24 protein-coding genes are annotated in these 20379 nt (G+C 36.1%); 12 read left to right on the top strand and 12 right to left on the bottom strand.

Going from position 1 to position 20379, the window contains the following annotated elements; all coding sequences use genetic code 11:
* The first annotated feature begins 46 nt into the window (after positions 1 to 46).
* Together BLT30_RS02515 and dtd are read left to right on the top strand one after the other, a co-directional pair.
* Positions 47 to 493 (top strand): hypothetical protein, encoded by a 447-nt coding sequence (locus BLT30_RS02515; RefSeq protein ID WP_027384209.1) that lies wholly within the window; start codon positions 47 to 49, stop codon positions 491 to 493.
* A gap of 3 nt (positions 494 to 496) precedes the next feature.
* The gene (gene dtd, locus BLT30_RS02510; protein WP_089871131.1) at positions 497 to 946 is read left to right on the top strand and encodes a D-aminoacyl-tRNA deacylase; all 450 of its coding nucleotides are present in this window, start codon (positions 497 to 499) and stop codon (positions 944 to 946) included.
* A 26-nt stretch (positions 947 to 972) separates the two neighbouring features.
* On the opposite strand, the gene BLT30_RS02505 is transcribed toward dtd, so the two are convergent.
* The 6 genes from BLT30_RS02505 to BLT30_RS02480 form a co-directional block, all read right to left on the bottom strand.
* Entirely contained in the window at positions 973 to 1821 is an 849-nt protein-coding gene (locus tag BLT30_RS02505) for a hypothetical protein (protein WP_089871129.1), read from the bottom strand.
* Positions 1822 to 2553 (bottom strand): SIMPL domain-containing protein, encoded by a 732-nt coding sequence (locus BLT30_RS02500; protein WP_089871127.1) that lies wholly within the window; start codon positions 2551 to 2553, stop codon positions 1822 to 1824.
* 158 nt (positions 2554 to 2711) lie between these two features.
* Entirely contained in the window at positions 2712 to 3074 is a 363-nt protein-coding gene (gene folB, locus BLT30_RS02495; protein WP_089871125.1) for a dihydroneopterin aldolase, read from the bottom strand.
* Between the two features lie 427 nt (positions 3075 to 3501).
* Positions 3502 to 4518 carry a quinolinate synthase NadA gene (gene nadA, locus BLT30_RS02490; protein WP_089871123.1) on the bottom strand — a complete coding sequence of 339 codons (1017 nt, stop codon included), beginning with the start codon at positions 4516 to 4518 and terminating at the stop codon, positions 3502 to 3504.
* A gap of 18 nt (positions 4519 to 4536) precedes the next feature.
* On the bottom strand, positions 4537 to 5103 hold the full coding sequence (gene gmk, locus BLT30_RS02485) for a guanylate kinase (RefSeq protein WP_089872852.1): 567 nt from the start codon (positions 5101 to 5103) through the stop codon (positions 4537 to 4539).
* On the bottom strand, positions 5103 to 5960 hold the full coding sequence (locus tag BLT30_RS02480; protein WP_089871121.1) for a YicC/YloC family endoribonuclease: 858 nt from the start codon (positions 5958 to 5960) through the stop codon (positions 5103 to 5105). The genes gmk and BLT30_RS02480 overlap by 1 nt, the downstream gene beginning before the upstream one ends.
* A 133-nt stretch (positions 5961 to 6093) precedes the next feature.
* Between BLT30_RS02480 and BLT30_RS02475 the strand changes: the two genes are divergently transcribed.
* From BLT30_RS02475 to BLT30_RS02465, 3 genes are all read left to right on the top strand, one after another.
* Positions 6094 to 7818: a CotH kinase family protein gene (locus tag BLT30_RS02475; protein WP_089871119.1), complete on the top strand. Its 1725-nt coding sequence runs from the start codon at positions 6094 to 6096 to the stop codon at positions 7816 to 7818.
* 63 nt (positions 7819 to 7881) lie between these two features.
* Positions 7882 to 8907: a tetraacyldisaccharide 4'-kinase gene (gene lpxK / locus BLT30_RS02470; protein WP_089871117.1), complete on the top strand. Its 1026-nt coding sequence runs from the start codon at positions 7882 to 7884 to the stop codon at positions 8905 to 8907.
* Complete coding sequence (locus BLT30_RS02465; protein WP_089871115.1) at positions 8891 to 9706, top strand: purine-nucleoside phosphorylase; 816 nt, start codon at positions 8891 to 8893, stop codon at positions 9704 to 9706. Before lpxK ends, BLT30_RS02465 begins: the two co-directional genes overlap by 17 nt.
* 40 nt (positions 9707 to 9746) lie before the next feature.
* Here the strand turns inward: BLT30_RS02465 and BLT30_RS02460 are convergent, their stop codons facing one another.
* Genes BLT30_RS02460 through BLT30_RS02435 form a run of 6 tightly spaced genes read right to left on the bottom strand, consistent with a single transcriptional unit; the run spans position 9747 to position 13481 of the window.
* Complete coding sequence (locus BLT30_RS02460) at positions 9747 to 10496, bottom strand: T9SS type A sorting domain-containing protein (RefSeq protein ID WP_089871113.1); 750 nt, start codon at positions 10494 to 10496, stop codon at positions 9747 to 9749.
* Between the two features lie 3 nt (positions 10497 to 10499).
* Positions 10500 to 11021 carry an ankyrin repeat domain-containing protein gene (locus BLT30_RS02455; protein WP_089871111.1) on the bottom strand — a complete coding sequence of 174 codons (522 nt, stop codon included), beginning with the start codon at positions 11019 to 11021 and terminating at the stop codon, positions 10500 to 10502.
* Positions 11021 to 11563, bottom strand: coding sequence for a YceI family protein (locus BLT30_RS02450; protein WP_089871110.1), 543 nt, complete (start codon positions 11561 to 11563; stop codon positions 11021 to 11023). The genes BLT30_RS02455 and BLT30_RS02450 overlap by 1 nt, the downstream gene beginning before the upstream one ends.
* Before the next feature lie 16 nt (positions 11564 to 11579).
* Positions 11580 to 11939, bottom strand: coding sequence for a c-type cytochrome (locus BLT30_RS02445; RefSeq protein ID WP_245707096.1), 360 nt, complete (start codon positions 11937 to 11939; stop codon positions 11580 to 11582).
* Between the two features lie 10 nt (positions 11940 to 11949).
* Positions 11950 to 12789: a DUF5777 family beta-barrel protein gene (locus BLT30_RS02440; protein WP_089871108.1), complete on the bottom strand. Its 840-nt coding sequence runs from the start codon at positions 12787 to 12789 to the stop codon at positions 11950 to 11952.
* A 56-nt stretch (positions 12790 to 12845) separates the two neighbouring features.
* A complete protein-coding gene (locus BLT30_RS02435; RefSeq protein WP_089871106.1) occupies positions 12846 to 13481 on the bottom strand; it encodes a Crp/Fnr family transcriptional regulator in 636 nt (211 codons plus the stop codon).
* A 163-nt stretch (positions 13482 to 13644) separates the two neighbouring features.
* Here BLT30_RS02435 and BLT30_RS02430 point away from each other — a divergent pair, with 163 nt between their 5' ends.
* The 7 genes from BLT30_RS02430 to BLT30_RS02395 all read left to right on the top strand — a co-directional run bounded on the left by BLT30_RS02430 (position 13645) and on the right by BLT30_RS02395 (position 20329).
* Positions 13645 to 14160, top strand: a complete 516-nt coding sequence (locus tag BLT30_RS02430) for a TlpA family protein disulfide reductase (protein WP_089871104.1) — start codon at positions 13645 to 13647, stop codon at positions 14158 to 14160.
* A 52-nt stretch (positions 14161 to 14212) separates the two neighbouring features.
* On the top strand, positions 14213 to 15298 hold the full coding sequence (gene dinB, locus BLT30_RS02425) for a DNA polymerase IV (RefSeq protein ID WP_089871103.1): 1086 nt from the start codon (positions 14213 to 14215) through the stop codon (positions 15296 to 15298).
* Positions 15299 to 15581: 283 nt separating this feature from the next.
* The gene (locus tag BLT30_RS02415) at positions 15582 to 17051 is read left to right on the top strand and encodes an alpha-amylase (RefSeq protein ID WP_089871100.1); all 1470 of its coding nucleotides are present in this window, start codon (positions 15582 to 15584) and stop codon (positions 17049 to 17051) included.
* Positions 17052 to 17095: 44 nt separating this feature from the next.
* Positions 17096 to 17497 carry a VOC family protein gene (locus tag BLT30_RS02410; RefSeq protein ID WP_089871098.1) on the top strand — a complete coding sequence of 134 codons (402 nt, stop codon included), beginning with the start codon at positions 17096 to 17098 and terminating at the stop codon, positions 17495 to 17497.
* A gap of 19 nt (positions 17498 to 17516) precedes the next feature.
* A complete protein-coding gene (locus tag BLT30_RS02405; RefSeq protein ID WP_089871096.1) occupies positions 17517 to 18266 on the top strand; it encodes a helix-turn-helix domain-containing protein in 750 nt (249 codons plus the stop codon).
* A 24-nt stretch (positions 18267 to 18290) separates the two neighbouring features.
* Entirely contained in the window at positions 18291 to 19451 is a 1161-nt protein-coding gene (locus tag BLT30_RS02400; protein ID WP_089871094.1) for an FAD-dependent oxidoreductase, read from the top strand.
* A 47-nt stretch (positions 19452 to 19498) separates the two neighbouring features.
* Positions 19499 to 20329, top strand: coding sequence for a GLPGLI family protein (locus BLT30_RS02395; RefSeq protein ID WP_089871092.1), 831 nt, complete (start codon positions 19499 to 19501; stop codon positions 20327 to 20329).
* Positions 20330 to 20379 lie beyond the last annotated feature (50 nt).

The raw sequence follows: 20379 nt of genomic DNA, 5'->3' as shown, positions 1-20379 counted from the left end.
CTATTTTGTCTCGAATTGAGTTTACAAATATATAATTTATTTTGAAATGAAAACCAAAAAAATAGCATTACTATTTACATTATTTTTGATAATCAGTTCTTTAAGCATCATTAATTCTTGCAGAGAAAGGGATGACACGGTCAGTTGCTTTCCAGATTCTGTAATTTCTGTACAATTGAATCTAAGCCTCCCCCAATATTATGAATTACAGACTGTAGGAGGCTGGATATATATAGCCGAACAGCAATCAGGTACTCGAGGATTGATCGTAGTAAGAACAACTAGTGGTTTCAAAGTTTATGATAGAAATGCACCCCATCTTTGTCCTGATGCCGATACAACCTTGGAAGTTAAAAACGGAACCGCAGTCTATTGTCCAAAAGATGGAGCAGAATGGATATTGATCACAGGACAACCTTCTAAAGTGGCCAAGACAGCTCCTAAAACCTATGGATACAATTACGCAAATAATATACTTTCTATTTACAATTAACACATGAGAGTAGTAATACAACGCGTTTCCGAATCCAGCGTGAAAGTAGAAAACGAAATCGTCGGAAAGATCGGGAAAGGATTGATGTTATTAATTGGTGTTGATGAAACCGACGAACAGGCTGATGCAGATTGGCTCGTAAAGAAAATTCTTGACGTAAGGGTTTTTTCTGATGATGAAGGGAAAATGAATCACTCTGTGAAAGATATCAATGGGGAAATTCTTTGCATCAGCCAGTTTACTTTGATTTCTGATTATAAAAAAGGCAATCGCCCATCTTATATAAAAGCCGCAAAACCAGAAAAGGCCATTCCATTATTCGAATATTTCAAAAATGAAATGAAGAAATCCGGACTGAAAACAGAAAGCGGAATTTTCGGCGCAGATATGAAAGTTTCATTAATTAATGACGGCCCGGTAACATTGGTTTTTGACAGCAAGACCAAATTATAAAGGAGCAAAAATTTGCTCCTTTACTTTTATCTTAAAATCCCTGTTTCTACAAATTCTATTTTTATCAAGAAATCTTTTGTAAAAAAATAATAAAATTTATTAAGCCTTCCAATTGCCCTTCTTCCATTATCATCGGACAAACTAACTATACTTGAAGAAATAACCGCATTTTTACCCTGTACTTTTTGAGAAATGATTTCACCTTTTTCCTTAAATTCTATCTCGCAGGAAAGCCCATTACGCAGATCCAATAATACCTTATTCTTATTTTTGAAGAAATTGCCGGACCTTAAGGCTTTTTTAATGGCAATAATCGTAGCCATTTCAAAACGGTTGAATCCCTCATTTTCAAAAGTAAATTGCTGCCCCTCAAATATACTCGCAAAATTTTGATATATTTTGTTTTCAATTTCCCTGTAAAAATATTTACCTATTTTTTCTATATCAGAATCTATAAATTGAGAAATAATATCTTTCCAGTTTTTAGGAATCTGCAGACCATTATCTCTTGTGATTCTTTCCTTATTATATTTATTTATATCATTAAATCGTGATAAATCAATTTTTCCTTTTATATTGATCTGATCATTTGATAATAATTCTTCAAATACATATAGGTCTGAATTTAAAAATTTGGCTATCACTTTAAGTTTTTTATACCTTTCATCTCCATATATACCTGTCTTAGAGCTATTTTCCTTACTTAAATTTTCAACCTGCTTACTGAAAAAAAAATCAAAATCAAGATCTTTCATTTCCAAAATTTTTGCAAAATCCGGATGTAGAAATTTCATTTCTGGATCACAATAATAATCTTCTATAGTATATGAACCGAAAACTTTTTCCAGCTCATTGATTTTTGCATCATAGTCCATTTAATCGACCTCGTACTCCAATTTAATGGTAATGCTTGCTTCTTTATCTTTGGAAGTCGTATTGTAAGTTCCTCCATAAGAATAATCTTCGTTGGAGTTCGGCGCTGTGATCTGGATGACTCCCATTGTCGCTTTTTTCAGATTTCCAAGACTACTTCCTGCGTTTTCGGCAATTTTTTCTGCACGTTCTTTCGCGTCTTTTGTAGCGCTGGCAATCATTTCCTGTTTGACATCAGATAGTTTTGTATAAAAGTATTGTGGAGAAGAAGATGTGAATTCGATGCCGCGATTGATGATCTCCGTAATATTTCTGGAGATATTCTCGATTTTTGAAACTTCTTTGGATTGGATAGAAACACTTTGTGTCAGATTGTATCCGGAAAACTCGCCTTGCTGGTAATTGCCGTTGGAATCCGTATAACTCCTGAATTGCTTCTGGATATCAACCGCAGAGAAAACCATTTCATTTTCCTTCACGCCTTTCGATTTCAGGTATTGGGAAATCACTTGTCTGTCAATAGCCAAAGCATCATAGGCAGATTTCAGTTCTAAGCTGTTTTTGGAAAAACTTCCTGACCAGGAAATCAGGTCCGAAGTAAAAGTTTTGGAACCGAGTCCTGTGACAGAAACAGTATTTTCCGATCTGTTCCTGTTTTTGATGGCGCTGCCTAATAAGGCTGCAGCGATAATAAAACCTAAAGCGGCAATCCCTACTGCAATATAATTCTTCATAAAATTTTGTATTTGAGTTCTTTCTATCAAACTTGATACCAAATTTTAAGATTTCATTAACATTTCATTGTAAAATTCTCCGAGAGCCTCGGAGTGATATCTCTAATAATGCCAGTTTATTATAAGCAATATCTGGCTGAGGTTCTGGAAGCCTTAAATTATTTAATTTCTTTTTCAAATTCCAAGCTTACGCCTTTCATTTCGCCTGGCATCGGCGGAACTGTTTTGGTTAATTTGATTTTGATAAAAGTAATTTGCGAAAACTGGTTTTCGATTTTATTAATAATTCTTCCAATCACGTGTTCCAAAAGTTCGGAGCGGATTGCCATTTCCTGATGGATGATTTCGCTGACCTCAGCATAATTGATGGTGTCATCGAGATTGTCGGATTTTGATGCTTTTTCTAGATCGGCGTGCAATTCCGCATTGATGGTATAATTATTTCCAATCAAAGCTTCTTCCGGCAAAACGCCGTGATAGGCGTAGATTTTTATGTCTTCTAAAATGATTTTTGATTTCATCTAGCTTTTATATTGTTTTTATAAGTTTAGATGCAACATAAAATGTTTCATTTTTTAAAAATAGAAAAATATTTTGAAGGCAAAGCACACAAAGATTTTTTTATAAAAATTGAGAATATTTTTAAGTTCGCAAGGCACCTTGCATAGAGAAGCAGCGAATTTAAACATACAGTTTGTCATTCCGTAGGAATCTAAACGAAGCTGTCGAGATTCCTACGGAATGACAAATATTGTGGAAACTGTTAAAAGTTTTCTTTCGTGCGCAGCTGCAATAGGGATAGTAGCGGCATCCTTTTGCGGAGCGCAGCGGAGCAAAAGATATAGCGGATAGCCCGGCTCTGTAGATTTTTGCTCTGGGAAAAGCTCTGGGAAAATTTGCAGAGATTGCACAAATAAAAAACCTCATCTAAAAAGACGAGGTTGTAATTTATTTGATACTTTTGGAAAGTTCCAGCATGGCTTCGATTGGTTTGAGTGCTTTGAGGCGAATTTCTTCGTCCATTACGATTTCCGGAAGTTCATACTTCATACACAGATAGAGTTTTTCAAGTGTGTTTCTCTTCATAAAGAAACATTCTGAACAGTTGCAGCTCTCGTCGAAAACCAAAGCCGGAATCAGGGATTTGTGTGGCGCACGTTTTCTCATCTCGTGAAGAATTCCTTCTTCTGTGGCAATGATAAACTCCTGACAATCATCCTGTTCAACATAATTGAGAAGTGCTGAAGTTGAACCGATGAAATGTGCCAATTCCAGAACCGGTGTTTCGCTTTCCGGATGCGCGATTAATTTTGCATTTGGGTGGTCTGCGAGCTGTTTTGCGATACGTTCCATTGAAAACGCCTCGTGAACGATACAGCTTCCGTCCCAAAGGATCATATCTCTACCCGTTTTTTTGCTAAGGTATCTTCCTAAGTTTTTATCCGGTGCGAAGATGATCGGTCGGTCTTTTGGCAAAGCTTCGATGATCTGTTCCGCATTGGAGCTCGTTACGATAATATCGGAAGCGGCTTTAGTTTCTGCATTACAGTTAATATAAGTTGCGACTAAAGCATTTGGATGTTGCTCGCGCATCTTGTTAAGACCTTCCGCCGAACAGCCGTCTGCCAAAGAGCAGCCAGCTAAAGTATCGGGAAGAACTACTTTCTTTGTTGGATTAAGGATTTTCGCTGCTTCTGCCATAAAATGAACGCCGCAAAAAGCAATCATATCCGCATCGGTTTCCTTCGCCTGTCTTGCCAACTGCAAAGAATCGCCAAGAAAATCAGCGATATCCTGAATGGGACCTGGCTGATAATAATGCGCAAGAATCACGGCATTTTTTTCTTTCTTAAGGTCAAGAATTGCTTTCACAAGGTCATCACCAGTCGGAATCGCAAATTCCTTAAGGTCTAGAAAACCTTTTACAGGCATATTGTTGATGGCTGTATCTAAAGTATTGTCCATTACGTGTTTTTCAGATTTTTATTCGTTGATAAAGTTATTAATAATTTTCTCGACTTCCGCTTTTGCCTTGTCCAAATCTGTATTAACAATAATTTTATCGAAATGCTTTTGATAGGTCATTTCCTCGCCTGCTTTTTCCACTCTGGTTTTGATGGTTTCTGCGCAGTCGGTATTTCTTTTTATCAATCTCTGTTCCAGTTCTGAAATGCTTGGCGGCATTACGAAGATCGATAAAGCCTTGTCTCCGAAAATCTCTTTCAGCCGGATCCCGCCTTTGACATCCACATCAAAAATCACGACTTTACCTTCTTTCCAGATTCTTTCGACTTCGGATTTAAGAGTTCCGTAATATTTGTCGGTATAGACTTCCTCAAATTCTACAAATTCATCTTTTGAGATTTTGGTCCTGAACTCTTCCGGTGTCAGGAAATAATAATCTTTTGCGTGTTGTTCTTCTCCTCTCGGCTGTCTTGTAGTTGCAGAAATGGAAAAACTGAGTTGTGGAACTACAGAAAGTCCATGCTTTACCAATGTTGTTTTTCCGCTTCCGGATGGTGCTGAGAATATGATAACTTTTTCTTTCATCATAGAACATTAAGTGTTTGTTCTTTGATCTTTTCTAGATCGTCTTTCATCTCAACAACCAATTTCTGAATCTCAGAATGATTGGCCTTTGAGCCCAAAGTGTTGATCTCCCTCCCCATTTCCTGAGCAATGAACCCCAATTTCTTTCCATTGAAATCTTCGTTTCTCATTACTTCAAGATAATATTTGATGTGTTGGGAAAGACGAACTTTTTCTTCCGAAATATCTAATTTTTCAACGAAATAGACCATTTCCTGATAATATCTTGTTTCATCGATATTCTCAAAATTCTTAAGTGCAGACTGGTATCTATCCTTGATCGGCTGGATTCTTTCTTCTTCGTATTGAGCAACCTGATTCAGATTATATTCGATATTAAGAACGATCTTTTCGATCTCTTCAGCTAGGTTATTTCCTTCCGTTTGTCTGAATTCTATAAATCTGGAAACAGATTCTTGTACCGTTGCCAACAGAGATTTCCATTCTTCTTCTTCCAGATCGGAGTTTTTAGTAGAAAGTGCATCCGGCATTCTCACAGCCATCTTCAGCAGTTCAAATTCAGGAGCATCGGAACCAACTTCTCTCAATTGGTCCATATAATTTTTGACAACATCCTGATTGATCTTTACATCGTTGTTATCCTCAAGACTTTCGCAGTTGATATAACAATCTACTTTTCCTCGGAGTATCTTGTCATTCAATAATTTTCTTATATCAAATTCCTTCTCTTTGTATCTCAACGGAATTTTGACATTCAGGTCAAAATTTTTGCTATTAAGAGACTTGATATCTATTGTTATCTTTTTTCCTTCATAAACAGTCTCGGCTCTCCCAAAACCTGTCATAGATAATATCATAACTATTCTATATAAGAGTGCAAAGATAATTAAAAAAGTATTGGTATAATCAGGATGACTTTCATCTTATTTCACAATAAAAAAATTAAATAAATGTTTGAAAAAATTATATTTGCAGACAAAAAAATGTAGTATGAATAAACTTATAACCTTCTTCTTGATTTTAATAAGCATTTTTTTTAATGCTTCTACAATTGATCTTCCACAAAACAGCTACAGAATTGATGAAGAAAAAAGAATCATTGTATGTAATACCGACATTAATAAGCTAAAATTTGATGATCAACCTATCACTATAATTCTAAATGACAATAATTATAAAGTGCTTGATAATGTTGTCTCGCTCAAGGTAGGAGTCAGATACATTCTGTCCTTGGGCTTTACAAGATATTCTTTATACTTTACAGAACTTCCGCTTCTATGCATCGATTCTGATTCGGAAATCTCTGATTCTCCAAAAGTCTTGTCCAAAATAACCCTTGTAGAAAATAGTGGAAAAATTACGGAATCCAATGCCGGAATAGAATACAGAGGTGCAACATCTCAGCTTTATCCAAAAAAATCATACGAAATAGAATTCTGGAATGATACCACAGGCGATGATACGAAAGACATTGCTTTATTCGACTTGAGAGAAGACAAAGACTGGAACATCCAGGCAATGTATAACGAACTATTAAAGATCAACAGTGTAACAGCCTGGAAGATCTGGGACAACATTAGCGAGTTGTATTACAAAGACTTGGAGCCAAAAGGGAAAACCGGAATAGGAATGAACTATGTAGAGGTGTTTTCAAACAATTCTTACAAAGGAGTGTATGCTATTACAGAAAAAGTTGACCGAAAACTATTAAAGCTCAAAAAAAACACAGATACGGAAATACGTGGAGAATTATATAAAGGAGATTCTTGGGAAGCCACGACTTATTATAACTTGCCAGACTTTGATAATACATCTGAAACGTGGGGCGGTTTCGAGTACAAATATCCAAAAGACCTGAGAGACTGGACAAATCTTTATGACCTACATGATTTTGTGATCAATAGTAAGGATGAAGTTTTCTATTCCCAGTACAAAGAAAAATATGACAATGCCAATCTCGTAAACTATCTTATATTCCTTAATCTTCTAAGAGCTTCTGACAATTCAGGTAAAAACCTTTATACTGCAAGATATGATAAGAATGGAAAATACTTCTTTGTCCCTTGGGATCTGGATGGTGTTTTTGGAAGAATTTGGGATTCTACCTTACAAAACACAACTGATGACCTTTTATCAAATGGTCTATATGACCGTCTTTGGAAAGATGATAGAAAGGATGGATTCCGGTATGACCTGAATAAAAGATGGGTAGAACTGAGGTCTGAAAAAATTACCACAGATAACATCATGCAGATATTGATAGACAATTTTAATTATTTGAAAAACAATGGATCTTTGGAAAGAGACCAGATCGCAAATTCCGGAAGTACAGTCTCTTCAGAATATGAAGAATTTGCTTATATCCGCGAATGGTTGGCAGCACGGATTGCCTATCTAGACAAAGTTTTCACGTTTGACATAATAGAGACACCTCCTGTTACTGAGGAAAATAACGATAAAACAAATAATAAATTTATCCTTTATCCTAATCCAGCCAAAAATTACATCTATCTTGTTGATAAAAATAACAAATCCGAGAAGTCTTTACTTGATATCACTTTATATTCCAAGACTGGGAGAATTATAAAAACAATCAATCAACATCCCGTTGATCAGAGTATTTTTATTGGAAACATCCCAGATGGGAATTACATTCTCAATATAAAGACCGATTCCGGGCAAAAACAAAGCTTGAAACTTATCATCAATAAATAATATAAAAAGTTTTACAGCCAGAAGTCAATTTTATTTTCATAGAAATCCTTACTTTTGCCACATATGAAAAGATGGTATCTCTACCCTTTTTCCTTGGGTTATCATTTGGGAACTTCTATTAGAAACCGAATGTATGATTGGGGAATTTTTTCTTCTTCGAAATTCAAAACGCCGATAATCGGGGTCGGAAACCTGTCTGTTGGAGGCAGTGGGAAATCTCCCATGGTCATGTATCTGGCAGAATATCTATCCAAATATTACAGAACAGGCGTACTCTCCCGTGGATACGGAAGGATTACGAAAGGATATGGCATTGTAAACTACGAAAGCAACTATAAACTTGTTGGCGATGAGCCAATGCAATTATTTGAACGTTTCCGAAATCGATTCGTGATCGGAGTTTGTGAAGATCGTGTCTTTGGTGCAAAGAAAATCATCTCTGATATGGATCTTGAGGTTTTGATCTTAGACGATAGCTATCAACACCGGGCGATAAAACCAGGAATGAATCTTCTTTTGACAGATTACAATGACCCTTATTTCAAAGATTTCATTTTACCGGCAGGTGATCTTCGCGAGAGCAGAAACGGCATGCATCGCGCCAACATCATTATGGTAACAAAATGCCCGGATGATCTTACAGAGGAGAAAAAACAATATTATATTTCAAGGATCAGACCTCAGCATTATCAGAAAGTATTCTTCTCTGCGATTGCCTATGATGAGAACATTCTTGGAATTGATAAAATGATGCCTGTAAAAAATCTGGACTATTATGATGTCTTGCTGATCACAGGAATTGCAAATCCTTCACAATTATTGAAAGAGATCTCCAAATACAACAAGAAGATCAAGCATCTGCAATATAAAGACCATCATAATTTTACGGATGATGACATCAAAAAAATATCTGCAGAATATAAAAAACTGGGCGAATACAAAGTTATTTTGACAACCGAAAAAGATTACGTTCGCCTAAAAACATTTGATTACCTTCGGGACAAAATCTATTATTGGCCAATCAATGTAGAGATTGACAAGAGAGAGGATTTTAACAAAATCATTCAGAATTATGTTAGAAAAGTTTAAAGAAACAGCTGAGTTCATTAAGAATATCATCGGAGAAACACCTGATTTTGCAATTGTTTTAGGTTCTGGTCTTGGAAAACTCCAGAATGAGGTTGATGCTATTCATACTTTGGATTATAAAGATATTCCCAACTTCCCTCAGACAACTGTTGTTGGACATGGCGGAAAATTGATCTACGGGATTCTGGAAGGCAAAAAAGTTCTGATGATGAGCGGTCGCTTCCATTATTATGAAGGCCATTCTATCGAAACGGTAACTTTTCCTTTTAGAGTTTTTCATTTGTTAGGAATTAAAAACCTGATTCTATCCAATGCTGCCGGTGGAGTCAATCCAAATTTCAAAGTAGCTGATATCATGGTTCTGACAGATCACATCAACATGATGCCGGAACATCCGTTGAGAGGAAGAAATATTGACGAATTAGGACCTCGTTTTGTAGATATGAGTGAACCTTACAACCGTAAAATGATCTCTGTTGCAAAATCGATTGCTGAACAAGAAAACATTGATCTCAAAGAAGGTGTTTATGTCGCTTTGACAGGCCCGACTTTTGAAACCCCTGCAGAATACGGAATGGTAAGAGCAATTGGTGGCGATGCGGTTGGGATGAGCACGGTTCCTGAAGTCATCGTTGCGAAACATCAGGGAATGGATTGTTTCTGCTTATCTATTATAACAGATCTGGGCGGGCCAGAAATATCGTTTGCAGTTTCTCACGAAGAAGTTTTGGAAGCTGCAAACAAAGCAATGCCAAATGTCATCAAGGTCGTAAAAGGACTCATAAAAAATTACAATTAGATATAAAATTAAAAACCTCAGAAATTCTGAGGTTTTTTTATTAGTTCTTAATTAATTTTTCATAGCTCTTCAAACCATCTGTACTTTCAAATTCTATGAAATAAACACCTTTCATTAATTGAGAAACATCCAGACTTGCTGCAGATTTTTGTGATAGAACCTGTTTTCCTGTCGAATCATAAATTTTAAGCGAACTGATTTTATCAGTATTTGTAAAATTCAGGATATCTTTTACAGGATTAGGATAGACACCTATCTTTTTTGCTGAGGCATTGGCTTCATCAACAGCCAAAGAAGGAGCTAATGTCAAAGTAGCATAATCTCTGTTTCCGCCACCGTGGTTTGCTAAGTTCAAAGCGCTTCCCTTTGCATAAAAGACAGGAAGAGTTCCGGCTGAATTTGTAAAAGCAAAATCTCCGCTTCCGCCGGCAAGCGTCCTTCTTACTACCAAAGTTCTTGTACCAGCAGAAACAGTATTGGAAAGTTCCGTCCAATTTTGTGCAGCATCTGCGGAAGGAGTTACGCCAACACCGTTGAAAGTGTAGTCTCTGTTTGCGGTGCTGTTATAAATGAATCCGTCTGCGCCGGCTTTCATCCCCTCATCACTAAAGCCAATTCCCAGCCAACTCGTACTGCTCCCCGTCAGAGTCATTGTAACATTGGTGGCATCTACATCAATTTTAACGCTCATAGACGTTGTTGGCAGACTGACAGTGCCAGTAGAAAACTGGGAAGAAACCATTCCGCTGATAAAAAGCGGAATACATAAAAGTAGATTTTTTTTTGTCATATATTAAAATTTTAGAAGATTGATCATATCATTATTATTAGACTTTATCGCATACTCAAACGCAGAGATGCCCATAGAATCTTTTACTGTTTTATCAGCTTTGTTGTCCAGAAGGATTTTTGCAAGTTCAATGTTCCCTCTTTTTACAGCCCACATCAGTGCAGTATTTCCATTGGAATCCGGAATATTAGGATCGGCATTTTTTGACAGCATTTTTTCTACAAGCTCCTTGTTATAATTAATACATAATGAAGACAGTGCTGTTCCTTCTGGACTTACATAATTCAAATCTTTTACATTATCAATCAGATATTTTGCTACTTCTGTATTACCTCTGTAACAAGCCAAGATCAGCGGGGTAAAACCTCTTTCATTTTTAGAATTAATAATATCAGGATTTTGACTCACCAAAGTTTTCATTTCTTCAAGAGTTCCGCTTCGGGCAATATCAAAAACATTTTTAGTTTGTGAAAAACCCAAACCAAAAATCATTAATAAGAGAATTATCGTAAAGTATTTTTTCATTATTTCTGAAGTAAAAAGTTATAGTTGACATTTACATTCTGGGCAACTTTTGTAGCTACCATTTTTGGAATTTTAACTTTATAATCTGCAGTTTTTGCTACAAATTTCCCTTGAACAACAACTTTATCATCTTTCAGATAGATACTAGCAGTTGATTGAACCGTGTTATCAACACCATGAAAATTCAATGTTCCGGAAATGGTATAGGCTTTTGGCTTCATTGACAAATCGTTTTTATCAAAGTTCAAAATTTTACCTTTGAAACTTGTCTTTGGGTATTTTGCAGATTCTGCATAATTCTCATTAAAATGTTCCTGCATCAGGCTGGATTTAAAACTGAAACCATTGACCATCGCTAGCGAAGCAATATCACCAGTATCAGCGTTCAGAATTGCTGTCGAATTATTATTCTCAGCATACACATCTTCAAACAACGGCACCGAAGCTTCAAAAGTGATCTTACCTGTTTTGGTAGAATATTTTTGCGCAAAAGCAAAATTCGATGTTAAAATCAAACCCGTTAAAAAAACTAAAACCTTCATTTTTTCTTTATTTAAATTAGTTTTCAAGCAAACCATCTGCTTTCCATTTGATGATCATATTGATATTATCCTGGGACAATGTTCCTCCTTGAGGCATTTTCAAAGGATCCCCGTTCGCTCTTTGGATTCTGTCCAGAATATTATCTATTGAATTTTTTACGGCCGTATAATCTGTCAACGGGAAATAAGGATTAGAACCTGTTGGCGAATGGCAAACCACACAATTGTTATCAATGATCGTTTTCACATTTTTGTTGTAAGTAACGGTTTCTGTAATTGGAGTATTATCAGAGATATCTTCATAAGTTTTTGTGTCGCAATTCATTAACATAAAAAATCCCAAAACCGGAACGAATAATTTCATTGTACTTTTCATAGTCAGCATTTTAAAAAACTCTATAAAGATTAAACCCAAAGAAGAAATGACCTTTCGCCCAATCACCTGTCGCATTACTTATGTAACCGGTTTCCGTATTGGCTTGAGAATTACTGAAGACCAGCTGGAAAACGTGTCCGCCTGTATCGATATCCATTCCTACAGATAAAGGATTTTTGTAGAAATTTTTATTCTCGAAGTTGTAGAAATATTCTGCGTTGATAGAAACTCTTTTCGAGATTTTGTATCGTCCTCCCAGACCTGTAGAGAAGAGATCTTTACTGTCAATTGTCGGTTCTATCAGATTTCTATGGATATAACTAGGCGTTAACTGCAAAGTCAGATTTTCTGTGAATCTTCTTGAAATCAATAATTGAGATAAATAAGCAAACCTATCGGCGAATTCAAGCTTTGGAAAATCATCTTTTTTAAGTTCTGAATTGATGTCCAAAACATTGTACCCGACAATATCAAATGGTGATTCTTTTTCTTGTTTGAAAAGTCTGTACTTTGCACCAAACTCGTAAGTTTTTTGATAGGTATGTCTGGCAAAGTTCAATGACATCCAATCCGTAAGACCATAGACCACTCCAAGTTTTGTAGTTGCGTTATCTAGCCCGAAGAAATTTTTGAATCCATCACTTACATCTCCGAACCTGTGAGAAATATCCAGATAAAATTCTTTTTTTGAAGGTAATTTTGTGGATTGTGCCGTAACAACCTGCAATGCTTTGAAGCTGGGAGAATATGGCTCTTCCGCTTTTACTGTATCGATTTCTTTCAACAGATCGTCCTGCGCATAAGATAAAATCAGAATGAATAAAGAGATAAATGATAGAAGTTTTGACATATAAACCTTTTTGTTCAAAATTATGATGTATGTACATAAAAAAACGGTGACTAAAGTCACCGCTTTTCAATTATTTCTATTCCTAATGGGCTTTGTGTAATCAATCCCTCTTTTTCAAATTTTTTCAGAATGCGGCTGACCACTTCTCTTGCAGTTCCCAATTCATCAGCGATCTTCTTATGTGAGACCTTTACAACATCTGCTCCACTTCTTCTGATTCTTTCGTGGAGATATTCTAAAACCCGGTGGTCCAACTTCTGGAAAACAATCTTGTTGATTGTTTCCATCATAAATTTATACCTCGAATCATATTCCAGAAAAAACATTTGATTCAATTGAGGATAGGTTTGAAGCCAATTCAGGAATTGAGGAACGGGAAGCAATAGAATTTCAGATTTTTCTTCTGAGATGGCATATATTCTACTCACTTTATCCGTAAAAATTGTGGAGAACGTCATTATACAACTCTCGCCTGGCGATATGTAATAATAGACCAGCTCTTTTCCGTCATTCAAATTATACACTTTTACAGAACCTTTTATAAGTATGGGAATAAATTTCACCTTATCACCTTCGGCAATCAATTCCTGTTTGGCATTGACCGAGGTAAAAATCCCGTGCTCTTTGAGTTCCTGATGAAAACCTTCATCAAATTTTTCAAATTTCCTTTTGATGAAATCCGAGTTTCCCATTAATAACTTTTATTCAAAATTAAATATATTTTAACAATTCCAATGAAATTCAAAAAGATTTTCACAATATTTTAAGGATTAAACATTTTCTCTCAATAAACATTTCCCAAAATATACAAATTGGGTATTATTCCTTAACTTCGTTTCATACAAATTAAAAAAAATGAAGAGGATACTAGTTTACATCTTATTATTTGTTTTTCAATTGGGATTTACGCAGGAAGTTCCAAAAGTCCTGAAAATCAAATTTTCCAAAGCAGCTTTAGCACAAAAATTACAGGACGAAAATGGAAAAGAAACTTCCATAAAAGATATTCTGGACCAGCACAAAGGTAAAGTTTTAGTGCTGGATTTCTGGGCCGGTTGGTGCAAAGATTGTCTGAAAGCATTTCCAAAAGCAAAAGAATTAGAAGCACAAAATCCAAATATCGACTTTGTATTCCTTTCACTGGAACGCTCAAAAGAAGGTTTTGATAAAAGTCTTGATAAATTTGAAATGAAGGACAAAGAGAATTATTGGTTTGCATCGGGATGGAAGAATGATTTCAACAATTATGTTGACCTCAACTGGATCCCGAGATATATTGTGGTGGACCAAAAGTCGGATATTGCAAAATATTATGCGATTTCTCCGGATGATCCCGAAATACAATCAACAATCGACAAGCTTACAAAATAACAATATTACAATCCCGAAAATTTTCGGGATTTTTTTTGCATAAATTTGTTCGATGCAATCGCAACGCAAAATAATTCACGTGGATATGGACGCATTTTATGCGTCTGTGGAACAGCTTGATGACCCGAGTCTGCGTGGAAAAGCTATTGCTGTTGGCGGTGGGCATCGTGGCGTGGTTGCAGCGGCAAGTTATGAAGCCAGAAAATTTGGAGTAAGGTCAGCGATGCCCAGTAAAACGGCAAAAGAAAAATGTCCGCATCTTATCTTTGTAAGACCAAGATTCCAGCGATACAAAGAAATCTCTAGCAAAATCAGGAACATCTTTCATGATTATACGGATTTGGTGGAACCACTTTCTCTGGACGAGGCTTATCTGGATGTTACAGAAAATAAAAAAGGAATCGAATCAGCCAACTACATTGCCAAAGAAATAAGAAAACGGATTTTTGAAGAAACTGGACTGACGGCTTCTGCGGGAATTTCTGTCAATAAATTTCTGGCGAAAGTAGCTTCCGACATCAATAAACCTAATGGGCAGAAAACCATTCATCCAACAAAGATCAATGAGTTTTTGGAAAATCTTCCAATTGAGAAATTCTATGGTGTAGGAAAAGTGACAGCTAATAGAATGCACACACTTCACATCTTCAAAGGTGCCGATTTGAAAGCCAAATCTCTGGATGAACTGGAAAAGCTTTTCGGAAAATCCGGGAGATATTATTACAATGTCGTTCGAGGAATCCATAATGGGGAGGTAAAACCAAACCGAATCCAGAAGAGTGTGGCTGTTGAAAGAACGTTTTGGGATGACATCAATGAGGATGAACAGATTGATGAAAAACTGAAATCTCTAAGTCTGGAACTGGAAGAACGTCTCGGCAGAAGAGAGATCCAAGGTAAAACCCTGACTTTGAAAATCAAATACAAAGATTTTTCGCTTTATACGAGAAGCAAGACCCAGGAATTGTATTTCGAGAATGCAGAGAAATTTTATAATACGGCGAAACAACTTTGGGAACTTCGCCCTTTCGATAAAGCTATTAGACTGCTTGGATTATCACTTTCCAATCTCAATACAGAAGAAAAAAAACAAGTCTCCGTTCAGCTGAAAATCCCCTTCTTAGAATTCGAGGACTAGCTTCTATGTTGCGAAGCGCGCCTGACTTATCTCTTTTTATATTTTTATTTTTCATTTGAATCGATGAACCATTTCATAAGGTTTGAGTGGAGCTCTTTTCTCAAAAAAGAAAAAAGCGGGAGCGAAAGGCGGATAAAGGCGACCAAATTATTTGCTTAATCTTAAGTGACATTTCCAATTTGGTTCTTTTTACTTTTCTCTTGAATCTTCTTTCTTTCCTTGGCTTGATATTTTCATAGTTTGAAATCATCAAATCAAAATCAACTGAAAAAACTACAATCTTATGAACGGAACTATGATTCAATTTTTCCATTGGTACACCGATGGAGATTCTTTTCTTTGGAAACACGTCAAAGAATCTGCGGACTATCTTTCTGAACTGGGAATCACTGCCGTATGGCTTCCACCGGCTTATAAGTCTACTAATGGCGGGTATGGTGTCGGATATGGCCCTTATGATCTTTTCGATTTGGGTGAGTTCGACCAAAAAGGAACAATTCCGACCAAATACGGGAGCAAGGAAGAATATGTTCAAGCTATAAAATCTCTGAAAGAAAAAAGCATCCAAACGATTGTAGATGTAGTTCTTAATCATAAAGCCGGAGGTGATGAATTGGAAAAATTCAATGCCGTAAAAGTGGATGAGGAAGACCGCAACAAAGACATTTCTGATGTAATGGAAATTGAATCTTACACCAAATTTACTTTTCCAGGGCGAGGCGATACTTATTCTAATTTCAAATGGGATTTTACGTGTTTCACAGGTGTAGATTATGCGGAAGGAATGGAAAGTGCCATTTACAGAATCATCAATGAACATGGTGAGGGCTGGGACGATATCATTGATGACGAAAAAGGAAATTATGATTTCCTGATGTATAATGACATCGAACACCGTAATCCCTTTGTGCGAGAGGAACTCAATCATTGGGGAAAATGGTATCACGACGAGACAGGCTTTGATGGGGTAAGACTGGATGCCGTGAAGCATATCTCACCAGATTTTTATAAAGAATGGCTTCATACGTTAAGAGCCAATACCGGAAAAAACATTTTTGCTGTCGGTGAATATTGGGCGCCGGGATACCTTCATCTTTTGGAGGCTTACATAGATTCTACCGAAGGTTGTATGAGCCTTTTCGATTCCTCATTACAGAATAATCTTCATAATGCTTCCAAAAACCCAGATTTCGACTTAAGAGAGATTTTCACAGAAACACTTGTTGCATCTCATCCGGACAAAGCAGTCACCGTAGTGGACAATCACGATACGCAACCGCTTCAGGCTTTGGAAGCCCCAGTTGAGGCATGGTTCAAACCGATTGCCTACGCTCTGATCTTATTAAGAAAAGATGGTTATCCTTGCGTTTTTTATCCCGATCTATACGGAGCGAGTTACAAAGACCATGGAAAAGATGGTAATGAATATGAAATTTTCCTTGATAAAGTTGATGCTATTGAACAGCTCATCCAAGCCAGAAAATATTTTGCATACGGTGAACAAAGAGACTATTTTGATGATGCACATTGTGTTGGCTGGGTTCGTTCGGGTGATGATGAACATTCTGGTTGCGCAGTTGTCCTGAGTAACAAAGACGCCAATCACAAACCGATGGAAATAGGTCAAAAATATGCTGGAAAATCGTTCTATGATCTCACAGGACACCTTCAGGATAAAATTACAGTTGATGAAAATGGCTGGGCAGACTTTCCCTGTCCTGCGGGAAACGTGAGTGTTTGGGTTGCGGAATAAAAATATTTATATTTGAATCTATAACCAATAACTAAAATAATAAAATGGAAGACCAAAACAAAACTCCAAAAGTAACAGGAATCGGTGGCATTTTCTTTTTTTCTGATGACCCGAAAGAAACCAGAGATTGGTATGCGAAGAATCTTGGCCTTGATACCACTGAGTGGGGGTCAACTTTCGAATCAAGAAACATTAATGACCCTGACAAAATCAATTCTCTGCAATGGAGCCCTTTCAAAACCGGAAGTAGCTATTTCTCCCCTTCGAAAAAGGAGTTCATGATCAATTACCGTGTCCAGAATATTGAAGGATTGGTGAAAAACCTAAAAGAAAATGACGTGACCATTCTTGATGAAATCGAAAGTTCTGATTATGGGAAATTTGTTCACATCTTAGACCCGGACGGAAACAAAATAGAACTTTGGGAACCCTCTGATAATAAATAAAATCTGCCTGCCAATAAAAATGGACGAGTTAGAATACAAACTTATCAAGCCAGACCAATTGCTGGCCGATTTTGTATATTGTTATTCATCGCTGGAAAACTTGTCCGGCTTCAATGAAGGTGTGATCATTCCTAACGGAAAAATTGATCTGCTCTTTTGTAAAACGACTGACAATCAATTCCAAATTATTTTAATGGGTTTGGAAACAGAACCTAAACCAATGCCTAAAAGAAAAATTAAAACATTTTTTTCAATCAGTTTTAATCCTTTGGCCTTGGAATATATTCTTCATCAATCCATTGCTGAATTTGTGGACAGTGGAATAGAATTACCTAACAATTTCTGGGATTTCAGTATTGATGATCTAGATAATTTTGAATTGTTTTGTGAAAAAGCAGACCAGAAGATCCAATCACTTTTACCAAAAGAAATCGATGAAAGAAAAAGGAAATTATTCAATTTAATTTTTGAAACCGATGGAGAGATCAGCGTGAAAGAACTTTCTGAGAAAATCGTCTGGAACGAACGCCAAATCAATCGCTATTTCAATAAACAATTAGGGATTCCATTAAAGTATTACTGCAAAATCCTTCGTTTTCAGGCTTCGCTTCATCATATCAAAGACGGTAATCTTTTCCCTCAGCTTAATTTTACCGACCAATCTCATTTCATCAAAGAAATCAAAAAGCTCTCTGGCGTTTCTCCCAAAGAATTATTCAAAAATCAAAACGACCGTTTTTTACAATTTTTGGTTTATCACACCAAATAACTTTGCAGCATAAATTTTAAAATTATGCTGATCAATAATAAATCAATTGCCATTGTTGGCGGTGGTCCCGGCGGACTGACTTTAGCCCGTCTTTTACAACTAAAAGGGGCTGATGTTAAAGTTTACGAAAGAGATTTCGATAAAAATGCACGTGTTCAGGGTTCGCCTTTGGATTTACACGACAGATCTGGTCTGGCAGCGATCCGCAAAGCAGAATTATTGGAAGAGTTCAAGAATAATTTTCTTCCGGGAGCTGACAAAAAGCTAATAATGAATGAACGGGCTGAAATATTCTTCAGTGACCACGACACAAAAGTTGAGGAAAATTTTGGACACGAGTATTTTCGCCCTGAGATTGACCGCGGGACTTTAAGAAAAATATTGCTTGAATCTTTACAACCCGGAACTGTTGTTTGGAACAGTCATTTCATCTCGATAGAAAAAGAAAATGGAGGCTGGAATTTGTATTTTAAAAACGGTTCATCAGCTTATGCAGATATTGTTATCGCTTCTGATGGTGCGAATTCTAAAATTCGACCTTACATTACAGATATAAAAGCTTTCTATTCTGGTGTGATAATGCTGGAAGGAAATATCAGCAATGCAAAAGAAACTGCGCCAAATATCAATGCTCTTCTGAAAGGCGGAAAAATAATGGCTTTCGGAAACGGGAAAAATCTGCTGATGGGACAAAAAGGAAATGGCGACATTGGATTTTATGCAAGTTTCAAAGCTGATGAAAGCTGGTCTTCAACGAATGGTTTGGATTATTCTAATAAAGAACAAGTTCTGGAATGGTTCAAAATCAATTATCCTGAATGGAATCATATCTGGTATGAATTGTTTAAAAACTCAGAAGTTCCTTTTATCCCAAGGCCTATCTATTGTATGCCTTTTGATCAGACTTGGGAAACCTTGCCAAATCTTACAATGATTGGTGACGCTGCTCACGTAATGCCTCCTTTCGCAGGCGAAGGTGCCAATATGGCAATGCTGGATGCACTGGAACTGAGCGAGTGTCTGACCTCTGAAAAATATGGTTCTTTAACATCAGCGATTTCGGCTTATGAAAAAAATATGCAGACAATGGCTTCAATCGCAGCCAAAGAATCTCTTGAAAATGGGGAACTGATGCATTCTGAAAATGCTTTGGCGACAATGCTGGAGTTTTTTAACAGGCATTGAATATAAACGTTTTGTATATTTGATTTGAAATAATCTAAACAACAGTTATGAAAACAATAATGTTATTCTGCTTCTTTATCGGAAGTTTTTTTCAGGCTCAAACACATAGATATATTTATGAATTACAATTGAAAATGGATTCTACTGAAAACGAGCATCAAAAATTCTATATGATATTGGATGTTAATAAAAACGAAACCAAATTCTATGGAAGAAATCTTTTGATCGCAGATTCTTTAAATAAAAAATTTGGAAATCTGGATAACAAGCATGTTGATATGACAGGCCAGGTTATTAAGAGGAAAAATGGTTCTTCTGAGAATGAAAATTTCAGCAATATCAAATTTGGTTATTATTCTTATAAGACCACCGATATCATTAATTGGAAAATTGAAAATGAAACAAAAAAATATAACGATTATAGTCTTCAAAAAGCTACAGCAGATTTTGGAGGACGCCATTGGATCGCCTGGTTCAATAAAGATATTCCTTTTAATGAAGGTCCATACAAATTTCGTGGATTACCCGGTCTGATTTTTGAAATTCAGGATGATAAAAATAACTTTATCTATAAGCTCGTTAAAAATCAAAACTTTTCGGAAAATTTTGCAACAGACGATTTTCTGGAATCGAATTTTGGGAATAAAGCTGTTGTTATCAATGAAAAACAAAAGAGAAAATTATTATTAGACTTTTATAATGACCCTTTTTCTTTTGAAAGAACAAATTTCAAAAATAATCCAAATCTGAATATTAATATTGGAGGGAAGCAGATCAGCAGTATTGAAGAATTAAATGCCCAGGTAAAAAATCTGCAGAATATTATAAGAAAATATAATAATCCTGTTGAGGCCGATAAAGCCATAAATTACAATTAATTACATAAAAACCTCTCAAAATTTGAGAGGTTTTTTTTATTAAGATGAAT

It is taken from the genome of Epilithonimonas hungarica (assembly GCF_900102265.1).
GTDB lineage: Bacteria > Bacteroidota > Bacteroidia > Flavobacteriales > Weeksellaceae > Epilithonimonas > Epilithonimonas hungarica.
The sequence above is the reverse complement of the archived record's forward strand: the minus strand, read 5'-3'. Positions and strand labels throughout refer to the sequence as shown.